Below are 23524 nucleotides of genomic sequence, written 5' to 3'. Positions count from 1 at the left end.
AGGGGGTATATGAATGGGTAACAACAATGTTTTTTCAGCACGTAATTCATTTGAACTTAATGGAAAGACGTATCATTATTACCGATTAAAAACGCTTGAAGATTTAGGGATTGGAAATGTTTCACGTTTGCCTTATTCAATCAAAGTCTTACTTGAATCTGTCTTACGTCAAGAGGACGGTCGTGTAATCAAGAAAGAGCACGTAGAGAATTTAGCGAAATGGGGTACAGCAGCATTACAAGATATCGATGTTCCATTTAAACCATCACGTGTTATTCTTCAAGACTTCACAGGAGTTCCTGCAGTAGTTGATTTGGCTTCTATGCGTAAAGCTATGGCAGAGCTTGGAGGGAACCCAGACAAAATCAACCCTGAAATTCCAGTTGATCTAGTTATCGACCACTCTGTACAAGTAGACAAAGCGGGTACAGCAGATGCATTACTTTTCAACATGGACTTAGAGTTTGAGCGAAATGAAGAACGTTATAAGTTTTTAAGTTGGGCACAAAAAGCATTCGATAATTATCGTGCAGTTCCACCAGCAACGGGCATTGTTCACCAAGTGAACTTAGAGTATTTGGCAAATGTAGTACATAGCGTAGAGAAAGATGGCGAGTATTTAGCATATCCAGATACGTTAGTAGGTACAGACTCTCATACAACAATGATTAACGGCATTGGTGTACTAGGATGGGGAGTTGGTGGTATCGAAGCAGAAGCGGGTATGTTAGGACAACCATCTTATTTCCCTGTGCCAGAAGTAATTGGTGTGAAATTAGTAGGCACATTACCGAATGGTACAACAGCTACAGATATTGCATTAAAAGTAACGCAAGAATTACGTAAAAAAGGTGTAGTTAACAAGTTTGTAGAGTTCTACGGTCCGGGAATGAAGAGCATGTCTTTATCTGACCGTGCAACAATCTCGAACATGGCACCTGAGTACGGTGCAACTTGTGGATTCTTCCCAGTTGATGATAACGCGTTAGAGTATATGCGTTTAACTGGTAGAGATGAAGATCAAGTTCAATTAGTAGAAGCATACTGCAAAGCAAATGACTTATTCTATACAGGAGAAGGACTTGATCCAATCTTCACAGATACATTAGAAATTGATTTAAGCACAATTGAAGCGAATCTTTCTGGGCCGAAGCGTCCACAAGATTTAATTCCGCTTTCAAACATGCAAGATGCATTCCATAAGGCAATTGTTGCACCAGAAGGGCATCAAGGCTTCGGCTTAAGTGAAGATGTATTAGCGAAAGAAGCCGCTATTTCGTTACAAGATGGAGACACAGTAACGATGAAAACAGGTGATATCGCAATTGCTGCAATTACAAGCTGTACGAATACATCAAATCCGTACGTTATGCTAGGCGCAGGACTTGTAGCGAAAAAAGCTGTTGAAAAAGGTCTTCAAGTGCCGAAATTCGTAAAAACATCGTTAGCTCCAGGTTCAAAAGTAGTAACGGGTTACTTAACAGATGCTGGCTTATTACCGTATTTGGACCAAATTGGCTTTAACATAGTAGGTTACGGCTGTACAACGTGTATAGGTAACTCTGGACCATTAGCAGATGAAATTGAAGAAGGCATCGCAAGCAATGACTTACTTGTATCTGCGGTTCTTTCTGGTAACCGTAACTTTGAAGGACGTATTCACCCATTAGTAAAGGCAAACTACTTAGCATCACCGCCATTAGTAGTTGCATATGCGTTAGCGGGTACTGTAAACATTGATTTACAGAACGATTCAATCGGTGTAGATAAAGACGGTAATCAAGTATTCTTAAAAGACATTTGGCCTTCAACAGAAGAGGTAAATGATATAATTAAGGCAGTAGTAACGCCTGAATTATTCAAGAAAGAATATGATCGTGTATTCGACGATAACGAGCGTTGGAACGAAATCAAAACAACATCTGAGCCGTTATACGTATGGGATGATGAGTCTACTTACATCCAAAACCCACCGTATTTCGAAAACTTATCAGATGAGTTAAATGAAATCGCATCATTACAGTCATTACGTGTAGTAGGGAAATTTGGTGATTCGGTAACAACTGACCATATTTCACCAGCAGGATCAATCGCAAAGATTGCACCAGCAGGGCAATTCTTATTACAAAAAGGTGTAGAACAAAAAGACTTCAACTCCTACGGTTCTCGTCGTGGTAACCATGAAGTAATGATGAGAGGTACGTTCGCGAATATTCGTATTCGTAACCAAGTTGCTCCAGGAACAGAAGGTGGCTACACAACTTACTGGCCAACAGGCGACGTAATGTCTATCTACGATGCATCATTACGTTACAAACAAGATGGAACAGGGCTAATGATTATCGCAGGCAAAGATTACGGAATGGGAAGTTCTCGTGACTGGGCTGCAAAAGGAACGAATTTATTAGGTATTAAAGCTGTTATTGCGGAAAGTTACGAGCGTATTCACCGCAGTAACTTAGTAATGATGGGTGTATTACCACTTCAATTCAAAGACGGCGAAGGTGCAGCGACTTTAGGGTTAATCGGTAATGAGTCATTTACAGTCGAAATCGATGAAAATGTTCAACCACGTAGCATACTAAATGTAACTGCAATTTCACCAGAAGGAAAAGAAACGAAATTCCAAGTAGTAGCTCGTTTTGATAGTGAAGTAGAAATCGACTACTACCGTCACGGTGGTATCTTACAAATGGTATTACGTGATAAAGTGAAAGAATCAAAAGTGACGAAGTAACCGCTTCTCTCTACAACAATATTAAGAAGAAAAGGGCGAGTAAAGAAGACAATTCTTTGCTTGCTTTTTTTGTTTTATTGTAGGTATGAGTTATTAATAGTGCAAAAAGGTGGTACATATATTTTAATGAATGAATGTAGTAGAGGGTAGAAAGAGATGAGTTCACGAACATTGTAATGGTTAGCAGTTTTACTACTAATTGTAGCTTTATCATTTACGGCTACATTATCGAATGGTTTTATTTTAGGAGACTATGTGCTACGCGTTATTGGAATATCACCTTGGTCTGATGGAATGAATGCCGAGACAGGTTGGCACTATACTGTTTTTATTGGATTATTTTTTATTATTATAGCTTGGGTTGGTATGAATAAATACGGGAAACGAACATATTCATTTTTACGTATGTTTGCATATACGTTCATTAGTGGTTGGATTGTTGTATCTGTGTTGAATATTGGGAAGAATTATTATCTTTCTTTTTACGATGATTTGAGAGTTGTTGAATATAGTGGAGGAGATAGTCATTGTTCTATTCGTGACGCCGATGAGTATGAAAAGAAACAAAGAGAGATGAAAAAAGTCGAGTGTACATTAACATTTGTGAATCGTAGTAAGAAAGAAATGCGTTTCAATGTCACGCTTGTAGGTCCAGGAACGGAAACGAAAAATTGGACGTTTAAAGATAAAGAAATAGTAATATCTTCATTAGCAAGAGAGACCTATCATTTAGAAGCGACGGTGAGTAAGTCGGAGCTGAATTATGATAGTATGCAAAGCCAAAGTCCACATATTATCATTCATAGGGATGGGGAAACGAAAGAATTTAGTGCTAGAACATATATAAGGGACAGAGATATGTAATTGCGATCTGTCTCTTTTTGTATGGGTTCTCGTAATTTCATATACCGTAATAAATGTATAAATATAAAAACAAAACAAAAAATAAGTGAATGAGAAAGAAGGTGAATAAATGAGGAAGGTTCTTTTTTGTGTCTCTATGGTTTTCGTATTATTGACGATACCTAACGCATCAATCTATGCGGGGGTACAATCTGCACAAGACTTTGAATTAAAGACGATAGAGGGAAAGTCGATACAGTTGTCTGATTACCGTGGGAAAAATGTTATCGTGAACTTTTGGGCGCATTGGTGTCCGCCGTGTAAGGAAGAAATTCCAGTTTTGCAGAAGTTCTATGAAGAAAGAGAAGAGAATTTTGTTTTATTAACTGTTAGTCCGATGGAAAGAGCGGCTGACGTAGAGAAGATGAAAAGCTTCGTTACACAATATAACATGACATTTCCTGTATTAATCGATATGAAAGGTGAGGTTAGTAATAGCTATCGTGTTCTAACTATCCCGACGACATTTTTTATTAATCCAAATGGTGATATTGTCCATAAACAAATTGGCCCGTTGTCCAGTGAGCAATTATATAATATCGTTCATCAAATGAGATAGAATTTTTCAAATTGAAGAGTTCTATCTCTTTTTTTGAAAAATGTATAAAATTCCTTTTATTATGTACATACTAAATTTATAAGAAAACTGTCTACTTACAGACTGTTTTGGGAAGTTACACAACAAGGAGGATTCATACAATGAGGAAGATTGGCAGAAAATCATTTCAAGATTTAGTGAATGAAAATAAGAAAATGTTATTAAGTGATAGAGAGGCGTTAAATCGTATTGAAGAGCGCCTTGAAATTCGTCACGAGAAGAAATACGGATAAGCTGTACATAAAAATAGTAAAATGCTCCATAATAAGACGGAATTCTAAATGGAAAGTAGGGAAGTACAGATGGGTAATCCAAAGAAAAACTCAAAAGACTTTGCGAATAACCAGCTAGGAACGTCAACACGTGCAGCAGGTGGTAACAAAGGAAAACAAATGCAAGACAAATCGAATAAACAACCAGATGTAACGAATGGTTGAACAAAAAAGCTGTCAGTTTTGACAGCTTTTTGTTTTCATTTTACGTAGCTTTCGTTAAGATAGTAGATATAATATAGATGGCAAGGGGAGGCATCACAGTGTTTATTTCAAAAAAAGAGATAGAAATTCGTTACGCAGAAACAGATCAAATGGGTGTTGTCTATCATGCAAATTATCTTGTATGGATGGAAATAGGGAGAACACAATTAATTAAAGATTTAGGATTCAGCTATGCAGAGTTAGAAAAACGTGGCATTGTATCACCAGTTGTTGACTTATCAATTTCATACAAGCGACCAACACATTATGGTGAAACAGTGACAATAAAGACATGGATTCAAGAAAATACTGGTGTGCAAACGAGCTACGCTTATGAAGTTGTAAATGAACAAGGTGAAGTATGCATTGAAGCAACAAGCCGCCATGTTTGTGTGAACAAAGAAGATTTCCGTCCAATTATTGTGAAGCGTGTATTGCCAGAGTGGCATAAAGTCTATGAAGAGAATAAGTATAAGGTAGAAGAATAACAAGACTGTATAATAAAAATTTTTGGTGAAATAACGTTACTTAAAAGTGGCGTTATTTTTTTGTGGTTTATTAAATAAACGGGCTAATTTTGAAATTTATGTGAACAAAAGACTATAATCCGGAATATTAATTGTTGGAAACGAAATTGTATGGTATATAATATAGTAGGATTACATCATAATCACAGTGTTTTACTGTGTAATCTTGTATATAGTTTTTCTTTACTAGTATATTTTAAGATACTTGTTAACTTATATATGATTTAAAAACTTAGATAGGTGGTAGAAATAAATTGACAACTACAAAACCATATAGAGTCTTACTTTACTATATGTATACTACAATTGAAAACCCTGAAGAATTCGCTGCGCAACATTTAGAGTTTTGTCATTCACTTGAATTAAAAGGAAGAATTCTTGTAGCGACAGAAGGAATAAATGGAACTGTTTCAGGTACTGTTGAACAAACAGAAAAATACATGGAAGCAATGGAAAATGATCCTCGTTTTGCTGGGACTGTCTTTAAAGTAGATGAAGAAGAAGGCCATGCATTCAAAAAAATGCACGTGCGTCCTCGTCCAGAATTAGTTACACTTCGCTTAGAAGATGACATTAATCCGAAAGAAATAACTGGGAAGTATTTAGAGCCAAAAGATTTCTATGCAGCAATGCAACAAGAAGATACAGTTATTATCGATGCAAGAAATGACTATGAGTTTGATTTAGGGCACTTTAAAGGTGCGATTAAACCAGATATTGAATCATTCCGTGAATTACCAGATTGGATTAGAGAAAATAAAGAAGCTCTTGAAGGTAAAAAGATTTTAACGTATTGTACAGGTGGAATTCGATGTGAGAAATTTTCTGGCTGGTTAGTTCGAGAAGGATTTGAGGATGTAAGTCAGCTTCACGGTGGGATTGTTACGTACGGAAAAGATCCAGAAGTACAAGGTGAACTGTGGGATGGACAATGTTACGTATTTGACGAACGTATCGCCGTTCCAGTAAATCAAAAAGAACATGTTATTGTTGGAAGAGATCATTTTACAAATGAACCTTGTGAGCGATATGTAAATTGTGCAAATCCAGAATGCAATAAGAAAATTTTATGTTCTGAAGAAAATGAAGCGAAGCATTTACGAGCTTGTTCACATGAGTGCCGTGTACATCCACGTAACCGTTATGTGAAAGAACATGAATTAACAGAAGAGCAAGTAACTGCTGCATTAGAAAAAATTGAAGCTGAGAAGTAAATTAGTATGGACTAAATGAAAAAACAGATGGATTATCTGCTTTTTCATTTAGTCTTTTTTTCTATTAATTTTGATGTTGTTTTTTAAGTCGTAGTACATATAGCCATCCTTTAGCAATAAATAAACTAAAAAGAAGAATAGCTATGATTGGTAACGAGATACTTAAAGGGCTAATTGAATATGTTTCGTCACGAAGCATCACGTTAAAGGAGCTATACATATTAAATAGCATGATAGTAATGAACGGAATAGGCCAAGTGCTATGTCTAATAGCAACTTTTTTAGCTTGTTTTAAGTGTTCTGATTTATCATAGTACATTTGAGGTGTTGCTTCATTATCAGCGTATTCACAGCTCCATATTGTCCATTTATCTATAGAGGCAGAGGAAGAGAAAAGCTGCTTCCATCCAGCGTCTTCATGAATTTGAGTGTAGGTATGGTTGCAAAAAGTTTGATAGTCCACACAATAACGAATGGTACGTGGGGTATCTTTTACAAAATAAAATGTTATTCCAAATGTACCGACACGATATAGGTGAAATCCGTTTGTCTCCATTTTTTCAAGCCATTTCTCAAGCTTATCAGGGGAATGAATCCACCCGAATTTTATTTTTGTTATTATTTCTCCTGTAGGCTGTTTTCTTGTTGTGCTAGGAAGACTGTTGTGCTGAGTTGTATGAATAGGCATCATTACATAATGGTTTGAATTAATTTTTTTCATGCAGCGATGGATGAACAGAGCAAGGAGAATCGCGATGAAAAATGCAGCGTATGTTATTGCCCAATAAGGGCTTTCTTGAACATTAGGTGCACCGCTTATATGAGCAATTAATCCGAAAGAAAGTGAGATAATAAGGAATACTAAATAAGCGAATAAGCCCGTAAATGCATATTTAATAATTTGGTTGCGCTTTACTATACTCTCACGTTCCGGAAACATTCGAATGGTGTCTATAGGCCGCTCATTTACTGCAATATACCAGCCACCGCGTTGAACGATTTTCTCCCATCCTTCATTTAATAGTGTACTTGGCCATATGTTATTTCTTTTCTCAAATCCTATACGATACGTCACTCGTTTTGGTACACTTTCTTCAAAATAAAAGCAACGGCTTAAGCGATTGAATGTTACTAAGTGGAATCCTTGTAGTGCCATGTCTGATAACCATTGTTCTGTTTTTAGTAGGTCAAAACTCCAGAGTGGTTTATAGACTTTCTTCATGTAAATTCCCCCTCGTATGTTAGTGCGTTATGATGTAATTCTTTCAGTCTTGTTATTTCGGCGCGAATGAGTACTTTGCCGATCTCGGTTACTTCATATACTGTTTTTCGTTCTGCATCAGCAAATACAGTAATAACACCGTCCTTTTGCATCTTCGTCAATGTTCCGTATACAGTACCTGAACCAAGTTGAATACGACCGTTTGAAATTTCATTTACGTGTTTAATGATGCCATATCCATGTCGCGGCCTTGTTAGGGAAAGTAAGATGTAAAAGGCGGTTTCTGTCATAGGGACGTATTTTTTTAAGACTTTTTCACAATCCACAATAAATGCTCCTTCCATGGGATAACAAATTATGTCATGGTTAAATATGTCATACCATGACTATATCACGTCATGACATAGTAAAACAATAGATAAACATATATTTATGGAAAAAAATACATGTAAGGAAAGGGATGAAAAAAGCCCATCACACTATGTGATGGGCGAATGGAAAAGTAAAATTATTTAATATAGTTGAAAGTAGGGGACTCTTTTCCTTCTTCGTACGTCACATGTAAATCATGTCCGTCGAAGAACCATAAATCATCCTCTTCGATGTAGAATGTAACGCCGTCTACAACTGTTTGTGTAGTAGGGATAACAGGGGTATCTAGGCGAATACCTAATGACAATCCTTGTTGTACACCGCTACATCCTCCGTATAATACGAATAGGCGAACATGGTCACCAGATTCAAATCCGAAGTCTTCTTTATAGAAATCAAATGCTGCCTTATCAATTGTAATGTTCATTGTTATGACCTCCTTGAACGAATGTTCATTTCTAGTATAGTGTTTTCTCTATGTTGTATGCTACTAATATGCTTCTAATTATGCTAAAGAATCTTCTTCAAGAGCGGTTAAGATGATTGGCTCATCTTTTGTAATAACGATTGTATGCTCATATTGTGCTACTAAGCTCTTATCTGGTGTTTTGAATGTCCAGCCGTCAGAAGCTTCTTCTACAAATTGTGCTCCAGCAGAAACGAAAGGCTCTAACGCAATAACTGTACCATTTTTGAATAGTTTGTTATCGAATGCTTCGTAGTAGTTTAAGATATGATCAGGTGATTCGTGAAGACTCTTACCAATGCCATGGCCTGTTAAGTTTTTAATTACTGTAAATCCATTTTCTTTTGCTGTTTTTTCAACAACACGGCCAATTTGGTTTTGTTTTTTACCTGCACGAGCTTGTTTTAATGCTTCTTGGAATGCTAATTGAACAACTTCGCATAGACGATTTTTTACTTCATCACCTTCACCGATAACGAATGATACGCCTGTATCAGCGTAGTATCCATCTAATGCTGCAGAAACGTCAACATTAACTAAATCACCATCTTGTAGAACTCGGTCACTAGGAATACCGTGTGCTACTTCGTCATTTACGCTAATGCAAGTTGTTCCTGGGAAGTTATATTCTTTTTCAGGTGCAGAAGTAGCACCGTGCTCTTCTAATACACGTTTCCCAATTAAGTCTAATTCCTTCGTTGTCATTCCTGGTTTGGCTTGTTTCTTCATTTCTTCGCGTGCTAATGCAACGATGCGACCGATTTTCTTTAATGCTTCTAATTCATAATCGTATTTAATAATCATGTTGAATGCTCCTTTATGTGATCTCTTATAGTATTCATATTAAAAAGTCTATTTGCAAAAGGCAAATAGACTTAAGACTTAAACAACTTAACTTTTGGTTCTGTTTTCTTAAGAATGCGTCCAATATTTGCACGGTGACGATAGAAGACAAACGCAGCAAGTAAGGACATGATAATAATAAGAGGAATGTCAGATCCTTGCGTCAAATGTTTAATAACAGATGCAATGATTGCTGCTACGGATGTTAACATCGATGAAAGAGATACATATTTAGTGGTTAATAAACATCCCATGAAGACAAAGAACAAGATAATAAAGATAATTGGTGTGTATCCTAGGATAACTCCAGCGGATGTTGCGACCGCTTTTCCACCTCGGAATCCAGCAAATAGTGGGTACATATGTCCGATAACAGCACACGTTCCAATAAATAATGGATTAACATCAACTTGTAATAACCAAGGTAAGAGTGTTGCGATTGTTCCTTTTAGAATGTCAGCGATGGTCACGATAAATCCAGCTTTCTTTCCTAGTGTACGAAAGGTATTCGTACCACCTAGGTTACCACTACCATGATCACGTATATCTGTTCCGTATCCTAATTTACCAACGATAAGGCCAGATGGAATAGATCCTAATAAGTAACCTAAAATAATTAATAAAAATATCATATTCATTTTCTCCTTTAGATGTCAATAAAACGATAAGATACCAAGTCCTATCATAACATACTTATAACAAGAATCGAATAGTTCTCTGGATAAAAATAAAAAAATCAAGATTGTTTTCCATGAAATTATTGACTATAATCAAATTAAATACAATAAAACACAATATAGTGTGTTTAAAATTAAATAAATAACTATATATGGTGTCTCTTTGGATTATTTAAAGGAGGTTTTCATAGTGGATACAATGAAAAATGATAAGAACAAGCAAGTAGGTGGACTAATAGAAGCGTTTCACCACATTGTGAAGGTCGACAATCAAGACTTAATGCAAGAGAATGCGAATGTTGATGGTCGTTCACCAATGGGACAATTAGGAAAGTTTGGATCAGAAGGTGCACGGGTATATGCAACTACGTATTTGTTATCTGATGTAACAAAAGAAGCGATGAGAGAAAATATTATTTATCCCCACGATTTAGATTTTTACGTAACAGGAACAACTACATGTTCTCAGATACCTTTAGGAAAACTACTGGAAAATGGCTTTAATACTGGACATGGTTATATGCGTGAACCAAAAGATATTAAAAGCGCGATGGCGTTAGCTGCGATTATTTTGCAGGCGAATCAAAATATGCAACATGGCGGTCAAGCATTTCCGTTATTTGATATAGATTTAGCTCCGTATGTACGAAAAACATTTGAAAAGAATAAGAAACGAATTGAATCTTATCCAATGTTGCTCACTGTTGAACAAACAGAAGGGATTGCTTGGAAAGAAACAGAACGTGACGTGTATCAAGCATGCGAAGCATTCATTCATAATGCAAATTCGATGCATTCAAGAGGAGGAGGGCAAGTACCGTTTATTAGTATTAACTACGGAACGGACACATCGAGAGAAGGACGCATGCTAACAAAGAATTTATTATTAGCTACGCAGGCTGGTTTAGGGAACGGTGAGACGCCAATATTCCCGATTCAAATTTTCAAAGTAAAGAAGGGAATTAATTTTTCGAAAGAGGATATCAATTATGATTTGTATCGTTTAGCGTTAGAAACGACGTCGAAGCGATTATTCCCGAACTTTTCCTTTGTGGATGCTCCGTTTAATTTACAATATTATAATGGTACACATGAAAGTGAAGTATGTTATATGGGATGTCGAACACGTATTATGGGGAACATTCATGGTGAGGAAAATGCCATTGGTCGTGGTAATCTATCGTTCACTTCCATTAACTTAGTGAAATTAGCGTTAATGAGTAAGAACGTTGAAACGTTCTTCCATACTGTAGATCGATATATTGATATAGCAATTAAACAGTTGTTAGAGCGTTATGAGTACCAAGCATCAAAATTAGTTGCTGACTTTAAGTTTTTATATACGCAAGGTGTATGGAAAGGGTCTGAACAACTGCCATTACATGAACATGTACGAGAAATTATTAAGCAAGGTTCTCTTAGTGTAGGGTTTATTGGCTTAGCGGAATGTCTTGTTGCACTGATTGGCAAGCATCACGGCGAATCAGAGGAATCTTTACAATTAGGAATACGTATTATTCGTCATATGCGCGAAAGAATGGACGATGCGACACAACAATATAACTTGAATTTCTCTTTAATTGCAACACCAGCGGAAGGATTATCTGGTAAGTTCACACGGAAAGATCGTGAAGAATTTGGGGAAATAGAAGGAATAACAAATAGAGATTATTATACAAATTCGTTCCATGTTCCTGTCTATTATTCTATTAAAGCCATTGATAAAATTCGTATTGAAGGGAAGTTTCATACGTATTGTAATGCAGGACATATTACGTATATTGAATTAGATGGAGACGTGACACACAATATTGAAGCGCTAGACAAAATCGTTCGTGCTATGGCAACGAATAACATTGGATATGGTTCAATTAATCACCCAGTTGATACGTGTAAATGTTGTCGTTATAAAGGAATTATTTATGAACAATGCCCTGCTTGTGGCAATGAAGATGCTTCTGAAATTGAGCGCATTCGACGTATTACAGGTTATTTAGTAGGGGATTTAACAAAATGGAATACGGCGAAGCAACGAGAAGAGGAAGATAGGGTGAAGCATTCATGAAAGTAATGAATATTGTTCACGATAGCGTTGTTGATGGAGAAGGTTTAAGAACGGTGATATTCTTCGCTGGCTGCCCACACTTTTGCAAAGGATGCCATAATCCAAAGTCATGGAATATAGAAAACGGTGTCGATATGTCCGCGGATGAAATTCTTTGTGAGATAATGAACAATGAGTTGACAGACGTGACATTTTCAGGCGGAGAACCTTTCTATCAAGCAGAAGAAGTAAAGACTTTAGCGAAGCGGGTCAAAGAAGCAGGAAAGAACTTATGGATATATACTGGATATACAATAGAAAAAATCTATGAATCAAGTAATGAACATATGGTTCAATTATTGTCCTATGCAGATGTATTAGTAGATGGACCTTTTGTAGAAAAAGAAAAAGATTTAAGCCTTCCATTTAGAGGGAGTTGTAATCAACGAATTATTAGATTATCGTAAAAGACAAAACGCCTTGTTGGAAAACAAGGCGTTTTTGTCTTTTCAACAAATTGTTATTACTATAGAATGAGGATGTATAGAAGTAAAGGTGGGAAAAAACTAATGAAACGAAATATATTAATTGTCGAAGATGAACAGAAATTAAGAGACATAACTGTCGATTATTTCACTAATGAAGGTTTTAACGTATTTGAAGCAGAGAATGGACAAAAAGCAATTGACATATTTAGAGAAGAAGAAATTCACCTTATTATTTTAGACATTATGTTACCAGAATTAGATGGATGGTCTGTCTGTAGAAGAATTCGGAAAATATCGGATGTACCAATTATTATGTTAACGGCACGCTCGGATGAAGATGATAAATTATTAGGATTTGAGTTAGGTGCAGATGAATATGTGACGAAGCCATTTAGTCCAAAAGTATTGGTGGCTCGTTCTAAGGCGATGCTAAAGCGTGCAGAAGGAACAGGTGGAAAAGAAGAGGGAGCAATTTCTATTGGAGGAATAGACGTAAATCAGCTATCTCGTATTGTCCGTGTAGACGGAGAAGAGATTATTTTAACGCACAAAGAGTTTGAGCTTCTAACTTACTTAATTGAAAACAAAGGAATTGTCCTATCACGTGAAAATTTATTAAACCAAATTTGGGGATATGATTATTACGGAGATGATCGAACAGTAGATACCCATATTAAAAAATTACGTAAAAAGCTAGGGGAGAAAGCTATTTATATTCGAACAGTAATACGTGCGGGCTATAAGTTTGAGGTGTAACAGATGAGAACAAGTATTGTTTTTAAGTTATTCTTAGCAATTACACTTGTATTCGGTGTGTTTACTTCTATTGTGACAGTCGCTCAAACATTTTTTTTAGAGAAATTCTATTTAATGAAAAAAGAAGATTCTATTGAAAATGCTTTAAATAAATTTGTAGCGGCCTATGAAAAAGAAGGATGGGAACCGGACCAATTAAAAGAAGAAATACGAAATTTCTACGAACGTAATAATGCTAATTTAGTTGTTTTGAGCATGGATGAGACTGATAAGAAGCAGGAGAGTTATCAGCATTTATTTGGTTTTGTTGTTCGAACAAATAATAATAAAGAAGTAAGTGTACCATTAACAAATATTTTAGCCGGTGGGGATCAAGAGGAAATAGAGAAGTTAGGATTAAAAGAAGGAAGTAAGGTTAAAATAACAGGTAATTATAATAATGGTTCTTTTATCCCGGTCATTATTCAATCAGGGCATAGGGTATGGACGGATGAGTATTGGTCTCGTAATCCAATCACAATCCAAGGTGAGATTGTTCAAATAACGATGCCTAGTGGTGATCAGATTTCTACATCCTCTCAGTTGGCCATGTTTTATAGAGGACTGCAGAAATGGATATGGAGTTTAATTAATGAAGAATTTGAACTTCGTAATCAAGTTAATATTTATCAATATACAGATAGTTTGAGTGGTATCAAAAATAAGATTTTTGTAAAGCCGGTTATAGAGGGGGAAGAGGTCAAAGAAATTGTTTTCACGATGACATCGCTACAACCTGTAGATGAAGCCGTTGGAGTAGTAGAAAGTTTCTATTGGTATGCGTTTTTTGTTTCTTTATTGTTAACAATCTTTATTTCTTTTTATTTCTCAAAAATTATCACACATCCATTAATTAAGATGAACCGCGTTACGAGGAAAATGGCTTCGCTTGATTTTTCAGAGAAAATCCGGACAAATTCCAATGATGAGATAGGAAGTTTATCTCTTAGTATTAATAAGATGTCTGATAATTTGAAGAAGACAATTGATGAATTACAAGTTGCAAACAAACAGCTTCAAAAAGATATTGAAAAAGAACGCAAGCTAGAAAATACACGTCGAGAATTTATTTCAGGTGTTTCTCATGAGTTGAAAACGCCACTTAGTGTGATTAAAGGTTATACAGAAGGAATTAAAGACAATATTTCAAAAGAACGAACAGCATACTATACGGAGGTTATTCTAGAAGAAATCGAAAAGATGGACACGTTAGTAATCGATATGCTTGAACTAGCGAAACTAGAATCTGGGACATACCATGTTGATACAGACAGATTCTCAATTGTTGGTTTACTAGACGATGTTTATCATAAACTATTATTCGTCTTGCAAGAAAAGAATATGGACGTAGAGTTTGTTACGGATGATGATTATGAAGTAGTAGCAGATAGACGTCGAATTGAACAAGTAATGACCAATTTTATTACGAATGCGGTAAGATATGGGAACGAAGACAGTGATATTGTTATCCGCCTCATAAAGGAAGAAGGGGTAGTGCGTATTGAAATCGAAAATGAAGGGCCTCATATTCCAGAAGAATTAATGGGGAAACTTTGGGATCGTTTCTACCGAGTAGATGATTCAAGAAATCGTCACAAAGGTGGAACAGGATTAGGATTATCTATTGTTCGTAATATCCTTGAACTACATGATGTGTCATTTGGTGTTGAGAATAAAGAGAGCGGTGTGAGATTTTACTTCTATTTACCTATTCATGAGGAAACAGAGAAAAAAGAGTAGAGTTCAACCTAAATACACACAAAATACACATAATAAGGATATATTTTAATTAATAAATCGAACATATGAAGCAAAAAGGGTGGTATTTATGGATCGTTTTGAACAAAATAATCAATCAAATGAAGAAAGAAATGAGCGTGTTGATCAAGAGGGGACAGAAAAGAAAGAAGAGAGTGTTCAACAATCTGTGCCAGTTCAGTCAAACGAAAGAGAAGAGTCAGAAGAAACGCGTGTAGAGAAATCAAATAAAAAAGAGAAAAGTAAAATCGGTCAAACTTTCTTAGCAGGGCTACTAGGGGGAGTAATTGCATCTTCCGCTATCCTAGGGGGCGCTTATGTATATAATAAGAGTGATGTGATTGATTTAGGTGCGAATCAAACAGCACCTAAATTTCCAACAAGTGTAATTAATGTGTCAGAGCAAGATTTAACATCAATGATTCAAGAAGCGAAAAAATCAGTTGTTGGTATTACAAGTTACCAAAGTATGGGGTCGTTCTTCGGTTCTGAATACGGCGATAAGGAAGCTGGTAGCGGTTCAGGTGTTGTATACAAAAAAGAGGGCGATAAGGCATATATCATAACAAATAATCATGTTGTAGCAGGAGCGAAAAAATTAGAAGTTAAATTAGATGATGGTACGAAGCTAGAGGCGAAGTTACTCGGCGGAGACCCTTGGTTGGACTTAGCTGTACTTGAAGTAGATGGTAAACAAGTCCAACATGTTGCGAAGTTTGGTAATTCGGATGATGTGTTAGTTGGCGAACCGGCAATTGCAATTGGTAACCCATTAGGATTTTTAGAAGGAACTGTAACGAGAGGGATTATTAGTAGTAAAGAGCGTTTAATTCCAATGGATATAGATGAGAATGGTAGTCCAGATTGGGAAGCGCAAGTTATTCAGACGGATGCATCGATTAATCCTGGGAATAGTGGTGGAGCACTTTTAAATGCAAAAGGAGAAGTTATTGGAATCAACTCAAGTAAAATTGCGAAGCAATCTGTAGAAGGTATTGGATTCGCTATCCCAATTAATGTTGCAAAGGCACCTGTAGAATCATTAGAGAAACACGGTGAGGTAAAGCGCCCATACTTAGGTGTAGGATTATATCCATTAGAAGCAATTTCTAATCAAGCACGTGCAGAAAGACTACGCTTACCAAATGATGTGACGAGCGGAGTAATTGTTGAATCGGTAGAAGCGGAATCGCCAGCAGAAGAGGCAGGACTGAAGATGTACGATGTGATTGTTAGCTTCGATGATCAACCAATTAAATCAGTTGTAGATCTGCGCAAACACTTATTTGAGAAGAAACAAGTAGGTGAATCCATGAAAGTGTCATACTACCGTGACGGAAAAATACAACATTCAACAGTAAAACTTGCTGAAACAAAAGCTAAGAGATAACGAGGATACATGGAAGAATGAATAGAGCTTTTCGCATACGGACATAATGTTCTGGGCGAAAAGCTCTTTTTTCAGATAAGTCACAAAGACTATTGCAATACGTGAGGAAATACTTGTAAAATGGGGAGAGAATACAAAGGAGGGGACTAGTGATGGCAATTAAAAATCCATCTCGTCAAGAAATAGGTGTAATTTTAAAAGAAAGTAAACGTATAGCAGTTGTTGGGCTATCACCAAATCCACTTCGAACATCATTTATGGTTAGTGAAGCAATGCAGCGAGCTGGTTATGAAATTATTCCTGTAAATCCTCATGCAGATTACGTACTAGGACAAAAGGCAGTTGCTTCGTTGAAAGATATTGAAGGTCCTATTGATATTGTGAATGTCTTTAGAAGAAGTGAGTATGTATATGATTTAGCAAAGCAGTTTGATGAAATAGATGCGAAAGTATTTTGGACACAACAAGAAGTTGTTGATGAAAAAGCCTATAACTTCTTAAAGGAAAAAGGCTATACTGTTATTATGGATCGATGTATAAAGGTTGAACAAGCGTTGACAAAGTAGGCATTTCTATGAAATAGTTATTATAGAACGGCTAATCCTTGTTATGTAGGGATTAGTTTTCTTTATGTAATGAGCGTAAAGCGTTATAAAAGAAGAATATACATATTTTTTGGATTACATATAGACAAAGCGAACAAGAATATGGTTAGATAGAAACAAATGTTCTGTTTTTAGCGGGAAGGGAGTAAGTAGCTTGACGAAACAGCAATTTAATTATAATGAAGATGCAATTCAAGTACTGGAAGGCCTTGAAGCTGTACGCAAAAGACCTGGTATGTATATTGGTAGCACAGATAGTCGTGGTTTGCATCACCTCGTATATGAAATCGTAGACAACTCAGTAGATGAAGCGCTTGCTGGCTATGGAAATGAAATTAACGTAACAATACATAGAGATAATAGTATTAGTGTAGAAGATAAAGGTCGCGGAATGCCAACGGGTATGCATAAGCTAGGAAAACCGACACCAGAAGTTATTTTAACGGTCTTACACGCAGGTGGTAAATTTGGACAAGGTGGATATAAGACAAGTGGTGGCTTACACGGTGTAGGCGCATCGGTCGTGAACGCGTTATCTGAGTGGCTAACTGTCACAATTAAGCGTGATGGTACTGTATATGAGCAGCGATTTGAACGTGGAGGTAACCCAGTTACGACGCTTGAGAAAAAAGGTCGTACGAATCAAACGGGTACAACGATTCATTTCAAACCAGATCCGATTATTTTCAGTACAACAAATTACAATTATGATACATTAAGTGAACGTCTACGAGAATCAGCATTCTTGTTAAAAGGTTTAAAGATTACATTGAGAGACGAGCGTCATGACGTAGAAGATATATTCCATTATGAGAATGGTATTGAAGCGTTTGTTACGTATTTAAACGAAGAAAAAGATACGTTACACCCAGTTGTGTTTATTGAAGGTGAGCAAGGGAATATCGAAGTTGAATTCTCCTTTCAATTTAACGATGCATACTCTGAGACCATTCTTTCATTCGTAAATAACGTACGTACAAAAGACGGTGGTACACACGAAATTGGTGCGAAGACAGCCATGACACGTATGATGAATGAGTACGCTAGGAAGACGAACTTACTAAAAGAAAAAGATAAGAATCTAGATGGTGCAGACATTCGCGAAGGGTTATCTGCTATCGTGTCTGTTCGTATACCTGAAGAATTATTGCAGTTTGAAGGACAAACGAAAGGAAAGCTAGGAACGAGTGAAGCGCGTTCAGCTGTAGATGCGGTTGTATCGGAACACTTAGCCTATTTCTTAGAAGAGAATCCAGAAACAGCGACATTACTTGTAAGGAAAGCAATTAAGGCACAACAAGCGCGTGAGGCGGCGCGTAAAGCTCGTGAAGAAGCACGTGGCGGAAAGAAGAAAAAGCGTTCGGAAGGAACGTTGAGTGGAAAGTTAACACCAGCACAGTCAAAGAACCCCGCACGCAATGAATTATACTTAGTAGAGGGTGACTCTGCCGGAGGTTCGGCTAAACAAGGACGTGATCGTAAGTTCCAAGCAATCTTACCGTTACGCGGAAAAGTAATTAATACAGAAAAAGCAAAATTAGCAGATATCTTCAAAAATGAAGAAATCAATACAATTATTTATGCGATTGGTGGCGGGGTCGGTGTAGACTTCTCTGTTGAAGACATTAATTATGATAAAGTTATCATTATGACCGATGCTGATACAGACGGTGCGCATATTCAAGTTTTATTACTAACATTCTTCTACCGTTACATGCGTCCATTGATTGAGGCTGGTAAGGTATTTATCGCGCTACCGCCTTTATATAAAGTGAGCAAAGGAAGCGGAAAGAAAGAAGTAATGGAATATGCGTGGTCAGAGGATGATTTACAGAAAGCAATAAAGAAAATCGGCAAAGGTTATATGATCCAACGATACAAAGGTCTTGGTGAAATGAACGCAGAACAGTTATGGGAAACAACAATGGACCCAGAAACACGTACGTTAATTCGTGTGAAAATTGATGATGCAGCAAGAGCTGAGCGTCGCGTTACAACGTTAATGGGCGACAAAGTAGAGCCGCGCCGTAAATGGATTGAGCGTAATGTTGCTTTTGGCTTAGATGAGGAAACAAATATTCTAGAAAATGAACATATAACAGTAGAAGAGGGGGAGTAATGGATGCAAGCTGAGAAATTTCATGATCTTCCTCTTGAAGATGTGTTAGGAGATCGTTTCGGTCGTTATAGTAAATATATTATTCAAGAACGTGCATTACCTGACGCACGCGATGGATTAAAGCCCGTACAACGTCGTATCCTTTATTCAATGTTTGTAGAAGGAAATACAGCAGAGAAAGCATTCCGTAAATCTGCGAAAACAGTCGGTAATGTTATTGGTAACTATCACCCTCACGGTGATAGTTCTGTGTATGAAGCGATGGTGCGCTTAAGTCAAGACTGGAAAGTACGTAACTTATTAGTAGAGATGCATGGGAATAATGGTAGTGTAGACGGTGATCCACCAGCTGCAATGCGTTATACAGAAGCAAGGCTTTCACCTATCGCATCTGAATTATTACGCGATATCGACAAGAAGACGGTTGAGTTTGTTCCTAACTTCGATGATACGACGTTAGAGCCTGTTGTATTACCAGCAATGTTCCCAAATTTATTAGTGAATGGTTCAACAGGTATTTCAGCTGGATATGCGACAGAAATTCCGCCACATCAATTAGGAGAAGTAATTGATGCTGCAATGATGCGAATTGATCAACCAACATGTACGGTGGATGACTTATTGACCCTTATGAAAGGGCCAGATTTCCCAACAGGTGGAATTATTCAAGGTTTTGATGGTATTAAGAAAGCATATGAAACGGGCAAAGGGAAAATCATCATTCGAGCAAAAGCAGAAATTGAAGCGGTTCGTGGTGGTAAACAACAAATTGTTGTAACAGAGATCCCGTATGAAGTGAACAAAGCGAACTTAGTCAAGAAAATTGATGAACTACGCTTAGATAAGAAATTAGATGGTATTGTAGAAGTACGTGATGAAACAGATCGAACAGGATTACGCATTGTGATTGAGTTGAAAAAAGACAGCGATGCAGAAATTATTTTGAACTACTTATACAAAAATACAGAATTACAAATTCCGTATAACTTCAACATGGTTGCAATTTATAATAAACGTCCTAAATTGATGAGCCTACCAAACTTCTTAGATGCATATATTGCACATCAAAAAGAAGTAGTAACAAATCGTTCGAACTACGAGCTGAAGAAAGCGAATGAGCGTCAACACGTAGTAGAAGGATTGATTAAAGCATTGTCTATTTTGGATAAAGTAATTGAGACAATTCGTGCGTCAAAAGATAAGCGTGATGCGAAAGATAACTTAATGAATAAGTTTGGGTTTACAGAACCGCAATCAGAAGCAATCGTGTCGTTACAGTTATACCGCTTAACAAACACGGATATCACGTCGTTAGAAAAAGAAGCAGACGAGTTAAATGGAAAAATTACAGAGCTATTATCTATTTTAAATAGCGAGCGTAAGCTATTATCTGTTATCAAACAAGACTTGAAGAAAATCAAGAAGACCTATAACGATGAGCGTCGTACAGTTGTAGAGAAAGAAATTGAAGAAATTAAAATTAATTTAGAGAAGATGATTCCGCAAGAGGATGTTATTGTTACGGTAACGAAAGATGGTTATGTGAAACGTACAAGTATTCGATCGTTCACAGCATCAAATGGAAAAGACTTCGGTATGAAAGAGTCAGACCGTCTCTTATCGCAATTTGAAATGAATACGACAGATACGCTCCTACTATTCACGAATAAGGGAAGTTACTTATATGTACCAGTTCATGAATTGCCAGATATTCGTTGGAAAGACTTAGGACAACATGTTGCAAATATTATTAAGATGGATTCTGAAGAAGTCATTTTGAAAGCAATTCCTATTAAAAACTTTGAAGAATCGCGTTACTTACTATTTGTAACAAAAAATGGAATGATTAAGAAATCAGAACTATTGCCATACAAAGTACAACGCTATTCACGTTCGTTAGTAGCTATTAACTTAAAGGAAGATGATCGAGTTGTTGATGTATATGTAACAGATGGCAAACAAGATATTTTCTTTGTGACAAACCAAGGTTACTCATTATGGTTCTCTGAAGAAGAAGTAAATATATTTGGTGTACGAGCAGCTGGTGTGAAAGGGATTAACCTAAAAGAAAATGATTTTGTTGTGAGAGGGTTATTAGTATCGCCTGAGCAAGATCAAGATATTTTCTTATTAACACAGCGCGGTTCTGTGAAGAGAATGAAAATGAAAGTATTTGAAAAAGCAAGTCGCGCGAAGCGTGGAGTAGTATTATTAAGAGAATTAAAAACAAATCCGTACCGTTTTGTAGGTGCGGAGCTTGTCAAATTGACAGATAAAGTAATGATTCAAACAGAGAAATCAGGTATGGTTGAAGTTGATCCAAGTGGATGTAAGCCAGCAGATCAATATAGTAATGGTTCATTGGTTATTGATATAGATGAGGCTGGTAAAATTATTAAGATGTGGAAAGATACAACGCCAGAATGATGAAACAACTGGCTCGGAAAATTGATGTTAGTCGATTTTTTCGAGTCAGTTTTTCTTATTTGTATATAATTGGATGCATAATAACTATTTTCTATGTGAAAAAAGGATAAAGTTACATGATATATGTAGAAATATCATGGGAATACATTCATTTTCCTTTTGTAACATGGTATGATAGTATACATGTGAATTTGTATAACTTGGAGGAAAGTAAATGATCGCAGTTAGTAATGTAAGTTTAAGATATGGAGATCGTAAATTATTTGAAGATGTTAACATTAAGTTTACGCCAGGAAATTGTTATGGATTAATTGGAGCGAACGGTGCAGGTAAATCAACTTTCTTAAAGATTTTATCTGGTGAAATTGAAGCAAACACAGGTGATGTTATTATTACACCTGGTGAGCGTTTAGCAGTATTAAAGCAGAACCACTTCGAGTATGAAGAAATGCAAGTGTTAGAAACAGTTATTATGGGTCATACTCGTCTGTATGAAGTAATGCAAGAGAAAAATGCTATCTACATGAAAGAAGAGTTTACAGATGAAGATGGTATGAAAGCAGCTGAATTAGAAGGTGAATTCGCTGAATTAAATGGTTGGGAAGCTGAATCAGAAGCTGCAATCGTACTAAAAGGTTTAGGTATCGGTGAAGATCTTCACTACAAAACAATGTCAGAATTAACAGGTGCGGAGAAAGTAAAAGTATTACTTTCACAAGCATTATTCGGACAACCTGATATCCTATTACTGGATGAGCCGACGAACCATTTAGACTTAAAAGCGATTCAGTGGTTAGAGAACTTCTTAATGAACTTTGAGAACACTGTAATTGTTGTATCCCATGACCGTCACTTCTTAAACAAAGTATGTACACACATGGCTGATTTAGACTACGGAAAAATCCAATTATATGTTGGTAACTATGATTTCTGGTATGAGTCAAGTCAATTAGCTGCTAGAATGGCAAATGATGCAAATAAGAAAAAAGAAGAGAAGATTAAAGAATTACAAAACTTTATCGCTCGTTTTAGTTCAAACGCATCGAAAGCGAAACAAGCAACTTCTCGTAAAAAGTTATTAGACAAAATTACGTTAGATGATATTAAACCATCATCACGTAAATATCCATTCTGTGGTTTTACACCAGACCGTGAAGCAGGAAATGACTTATTATTTGTAGAAGGTATTTCAAAAACAATCGATGGTGAAAAAGTATTAGATAACGTATCATTCACAATTAATAAAGGTGACAAAATTGCATTTATTGGTCGTAATGATATCGCGTTAACTGCATTATTCAAAATTTTAATGGGTGAAATGGAAGCGGATAGTGGATCATTCAAGTGGGGTATTACAACTTCTCAAGCATACTTCCCACGCGATAACTCTGAGTTCTTCGACAACAGCGAATTAAACTTAGTTGATTGGTTACGTCAATTCTCACCGAACGATGAGAGCGACAGCTTCTTACGTGGTTTCTTAGGACGTATGTTATTCTCTGGTGAAGAAGTAATGAAGAAATCAAGCGTTCTATCTGGAGGAGAGAAAGTTCGTTGTATGTTATCAAAAATGATGCTTAGCGGAGCGAATGTATTAGTATTTGATGACCCAACAAACCACTTAGACCTTGAGTCAATTACATCCCTGAATGAAGGATTAATTAGCTACAAAGGTACGTTATTATTCACATCTCATGACCATCAGTTCGTTCAAACAATTGCGAATCGTATCATTGAAGTAACACCATCTGGTATTGTAGATAAGCAATGTACGTATGATGAGTATTTAGAAAATGATGAAGCACAAAAACAAGTAGACGGTATGTATAAATAAGTAAGCATGTGAAAGCGAACTAGCCTATG

General features: G+C 36.4%; 21 protein-coding genes. 16 read left to right on the top strand and 5 right to left on the bottom strand.

What is annotated here, in order from left to right:
* Positions 1-13: 13 nt before the first annotated feature.
* From acnA to trhO, 7 genes are all read left to right on the top strand, one after another.
* Entirely contained in the window at positions 14-2737 is a 2724-nt protein-coding gene (gene acnA, locus IEV41_RS05465; RefSeq protein WP_188387406.1) for an aconitate hydratase AcnA, read from the top strand.
* 255 nt (positions 2738-2992) lie between these two features.
* Positions 2993-3601: a hypothetical protein gene (locus IEV41_RS05460; protein ID WP_188387405.1), complete on the top strand. Its 609-nt coding sequence runs from the start codon at positions 2993-2995 to the stop codon at positions 3599-3601.
* 109 nt (positions 3602-3710) lie between these two features.
* Complete coding sequence (locus IEV41_RS05455; protein ID WP_188387404.1) at positions 3711-4199, top strand: peroxiredoxin family protein; 489 nt, start codon at positions 3711-3713, stop codon at positions 4197-4199.
* A gap of 140 nt (positions 4200-4339) precedes the next feature.
* Positions 4340-4471 carry an FbpB family small basic protein gene (locus IEV41_RS05450; RefSeq protein ID WP_188387403.1) on the top strand — a complete coding sequence of 44 codons (132 nt, stop codon included), beginning with the start codon at positions 4340-4342 and terminating at the stop codon, positions 4469-4471.
* A gap of 69 nt (positions 4472-4540) precedes the next feature.
* Positions 4541-4675, top strand: coding sequence for an acid-soluble spore protein N (locus IEV41_RS05445; protein ID WP_188387402.1), 135 nt, complete (start codon positions 4541-4543; stop codon positions 4673-4675).
* A 98-nt stretch (positions 4676-4773) separates the two neighbouring features.
* Positions 4774-5202, top strand: coding sequence for an acyl-CoA thioesterase (locus tag IEV41_RS05440; RefSeq protein ID WP_188387401.1), 429 nt, complete (start codon positions 4774-4776; stop codon positions 5200-5202).
* Positions 5203-5495: 293 nt separating this feature from the next.
* A complete protein-coding gene (gene trhO / locus IEV41_RS05435; protein WP_188387400.1) occupies positions 5496-6455 on the top strand; it encodes an oxygen-dependent tRNA uridine(34) hydroxylase TrhO in 960 nt (319 codons plus the stop codon).
* 64 nt (positions 6456-6519) lie between these two features.
* On the opposite strand, the gene IEV41_RS05430 is transcribed toward trhO, so the two are convergent.
* The 5 genes from IEV41_RS05430 to plsY form a co-directional block, all read right to left on the bottom strand.
* On the bottom strand, positions 6520-7677 hold the full coding sequence (locus IEV41_RS05430) for a DUF2812 domain-containing protein (RefSeq protein WP_188387399.1): 1158 nt from the start codon (positions 7675-7677) through the stop codon (positions 6520-6522).
* Positions 7674-8003 carry a PadR family transcriptional regulator gene (locus IEV41_RS05425; RefSeq protein WP_188387398.1) on the bottom strand — a complete coding sequence of 110 codons (330 nt, stop codon included), beginning with the start codon at positions 8001-8003 and terminating at the stop codon, positions 7674-7676. The genes IEV41_RS05430 and IEV41_RS05425 overlap by 4 nt, the downstream gene beginning before the upstream one ends.
* A 182-nt stretch (positions 8004-8185) precedes the next feature.
* Complete coding sequence (locus tag IEV41_RS05420; RefSeq protein ID WP_188387397.1) at positions 8186-8476, bottom strand: HesB/YadR/YfhF family protein; 291 nt, start codon at positions 8474-8476, stop codon at positions 8186-8188.
* A gap of 78 nt (positions 8477-8554) precedes the next feature.
* Complete coding sequence (gene map, locus IEV41_RS05415) at positions 8555-9319, bottom strand: type I methionyl aminopeptidase (protein WP_188387396.1); 765 nt, start codon at positions 9317-9319, stop codon at positions 8555-8557.
* Between the two features lie 71 nt (positions 9320-9390).
* Complete coding sequence (gene plsY, locus IEV41_RS05410) at positions 9391-9996, bottom strand: glycerol-3-phosphate 1-O-acyltransferase PlsY (protein WP_188387395.1); 606 nt, start codon at positions 9994-9996, stop codon at positions 9391-9393.
* A 238-nt stretch (positions 9997-10234) separates the two neighbouring features.
* On the opposite strand from plsY, the gene IEV41_RS05405 reads away from it, so the two are divergent.
* The 9 genes from IEV41_RS05405 to IEV41_RS05365 all read left to right on the top strand — a co-directional run bounded on the left by IEV41_RS05405 (position 10235) and on the right by IEV41_RS05365 (position 23495).
* Complete coding sequence (locus IEV41_RS05405; RefSeq protein ID WP_188388690.1) at positions 10235-12100, top strand: anaerobic ribonucleoside triphosphate reductase; 1866 nt, start codon at positions 10235-10237, stop codon at positions 12098-12100.
* Positions 12097-12546 carry an anaerobic ribonucleoside-triphosphate reductase activating protein gene (gene nrdG, locus IEV41_RS05400; RefSeq protein WP_188387394.1) on the top strand — a complete coding sequence of 150 codons (450 nt, stop codon included), beginning with the start codon at positions 12097-12099 and terminating at the stop codon, positions 12544-12546. The genes IEV41_RS05405 and nrdG overlap by 4 nt, the downstream gene beginning before the upstream one ends.
* A gap of 102 nt (positions 12547-12648) precedes the next feature.
* The gene (locus IEV41_RS05395) at positions 12649-13323 is read left to right on the top strand and encodes a response regulator transcription factor (RefSeq protein ID WP_188387393.1); all 675 of its coding nucleotides are present in this window, start codon (positions 12649-12651) and stop codon (positions 13321-13323) included.
* A 3-nt stretch (positions 13324-13326) separates the two neighbouring features.
* Entirely contained in the window at positions 13327-15102 is a 1776-nt protein-coding gene (locus IEV41_RS05390; RefSeq protein WP_188387392.1) for a sensor histidine kinase, read from the top strand.
* An 88-nt stretch (positions 15103-15190) separates the two neighbouring features.
* Complete coding sequence (locus IEV41_RS05385; protein WP_188387391.1) at positions 15191-16510, top strand: S1C family serine protease; 1320 nt, start codon at positions 15191-15193, stop codon at positions 16508-16510.
* 152 nt (positions 16511-16662) lie between these two features.
* Positions 16663-17076: a CoA-binding protein gene (locus IEV41_RS05380; protein WP_188388689.1), complete on the top strand. Its 414-nt coding sequence runs from the start codon at positions 16663-16665 to the stop codon at positions 17074-17076.
* Between the two features lie 193 nt (positions 17077-17269).
* Complete coding sequence (parE, locus tag IEV41_RS05375) at positions 17270-19234, top strand: DNA topoisomerase IV subunit B (RefSeq protein WP_188387390.1); 1965 nt, start codon at positions 17270-17272, stop codon at positions 19232-19234.
* Positions 19235-19237: 3 nt separating this feature from the next.
* Positions 19238-21661, top strand: a complete 2424-nt coding sequence (parC, locus tag IEV41_RS05370; RefSeq protein WP_188387389.1) for a DNA topoisomerase IV subunit A — start codon at positions 19238-19240, stop codon at positions 21659-21661.
* A 214-nt stretch (positions 21662-21875) separates the two neighbouring features.
* Positions 21876-23495, top strand: a complete 1620-nt coding sequence (locus tag IEV41_RS05365; protein WP_188387388.1) for an ABC-F family ATP-binding cassette domain-containing protein — start codon at positions 21876-21878, stop codon at positions 23493-23495.
* Positions 23496-23524: the final 29 nt, after the last annotated feature.

Origin of the sequence: Priestia taiwanensis (assembly GCF_014638355.1) — a bacterium.
GTDB classification, from domain to species: domain Bacteria; phylum Bacillota; class Bacilli; order Bacillales; family Bacillaceae_G; genus Priestia_D; species Priestia_D taiwanensis.
The sequence above is the reverse complement of the archived record's forward strand: the minus strand, read 5'-3'. Positions and strand labels throughout refer to the sequence as shown.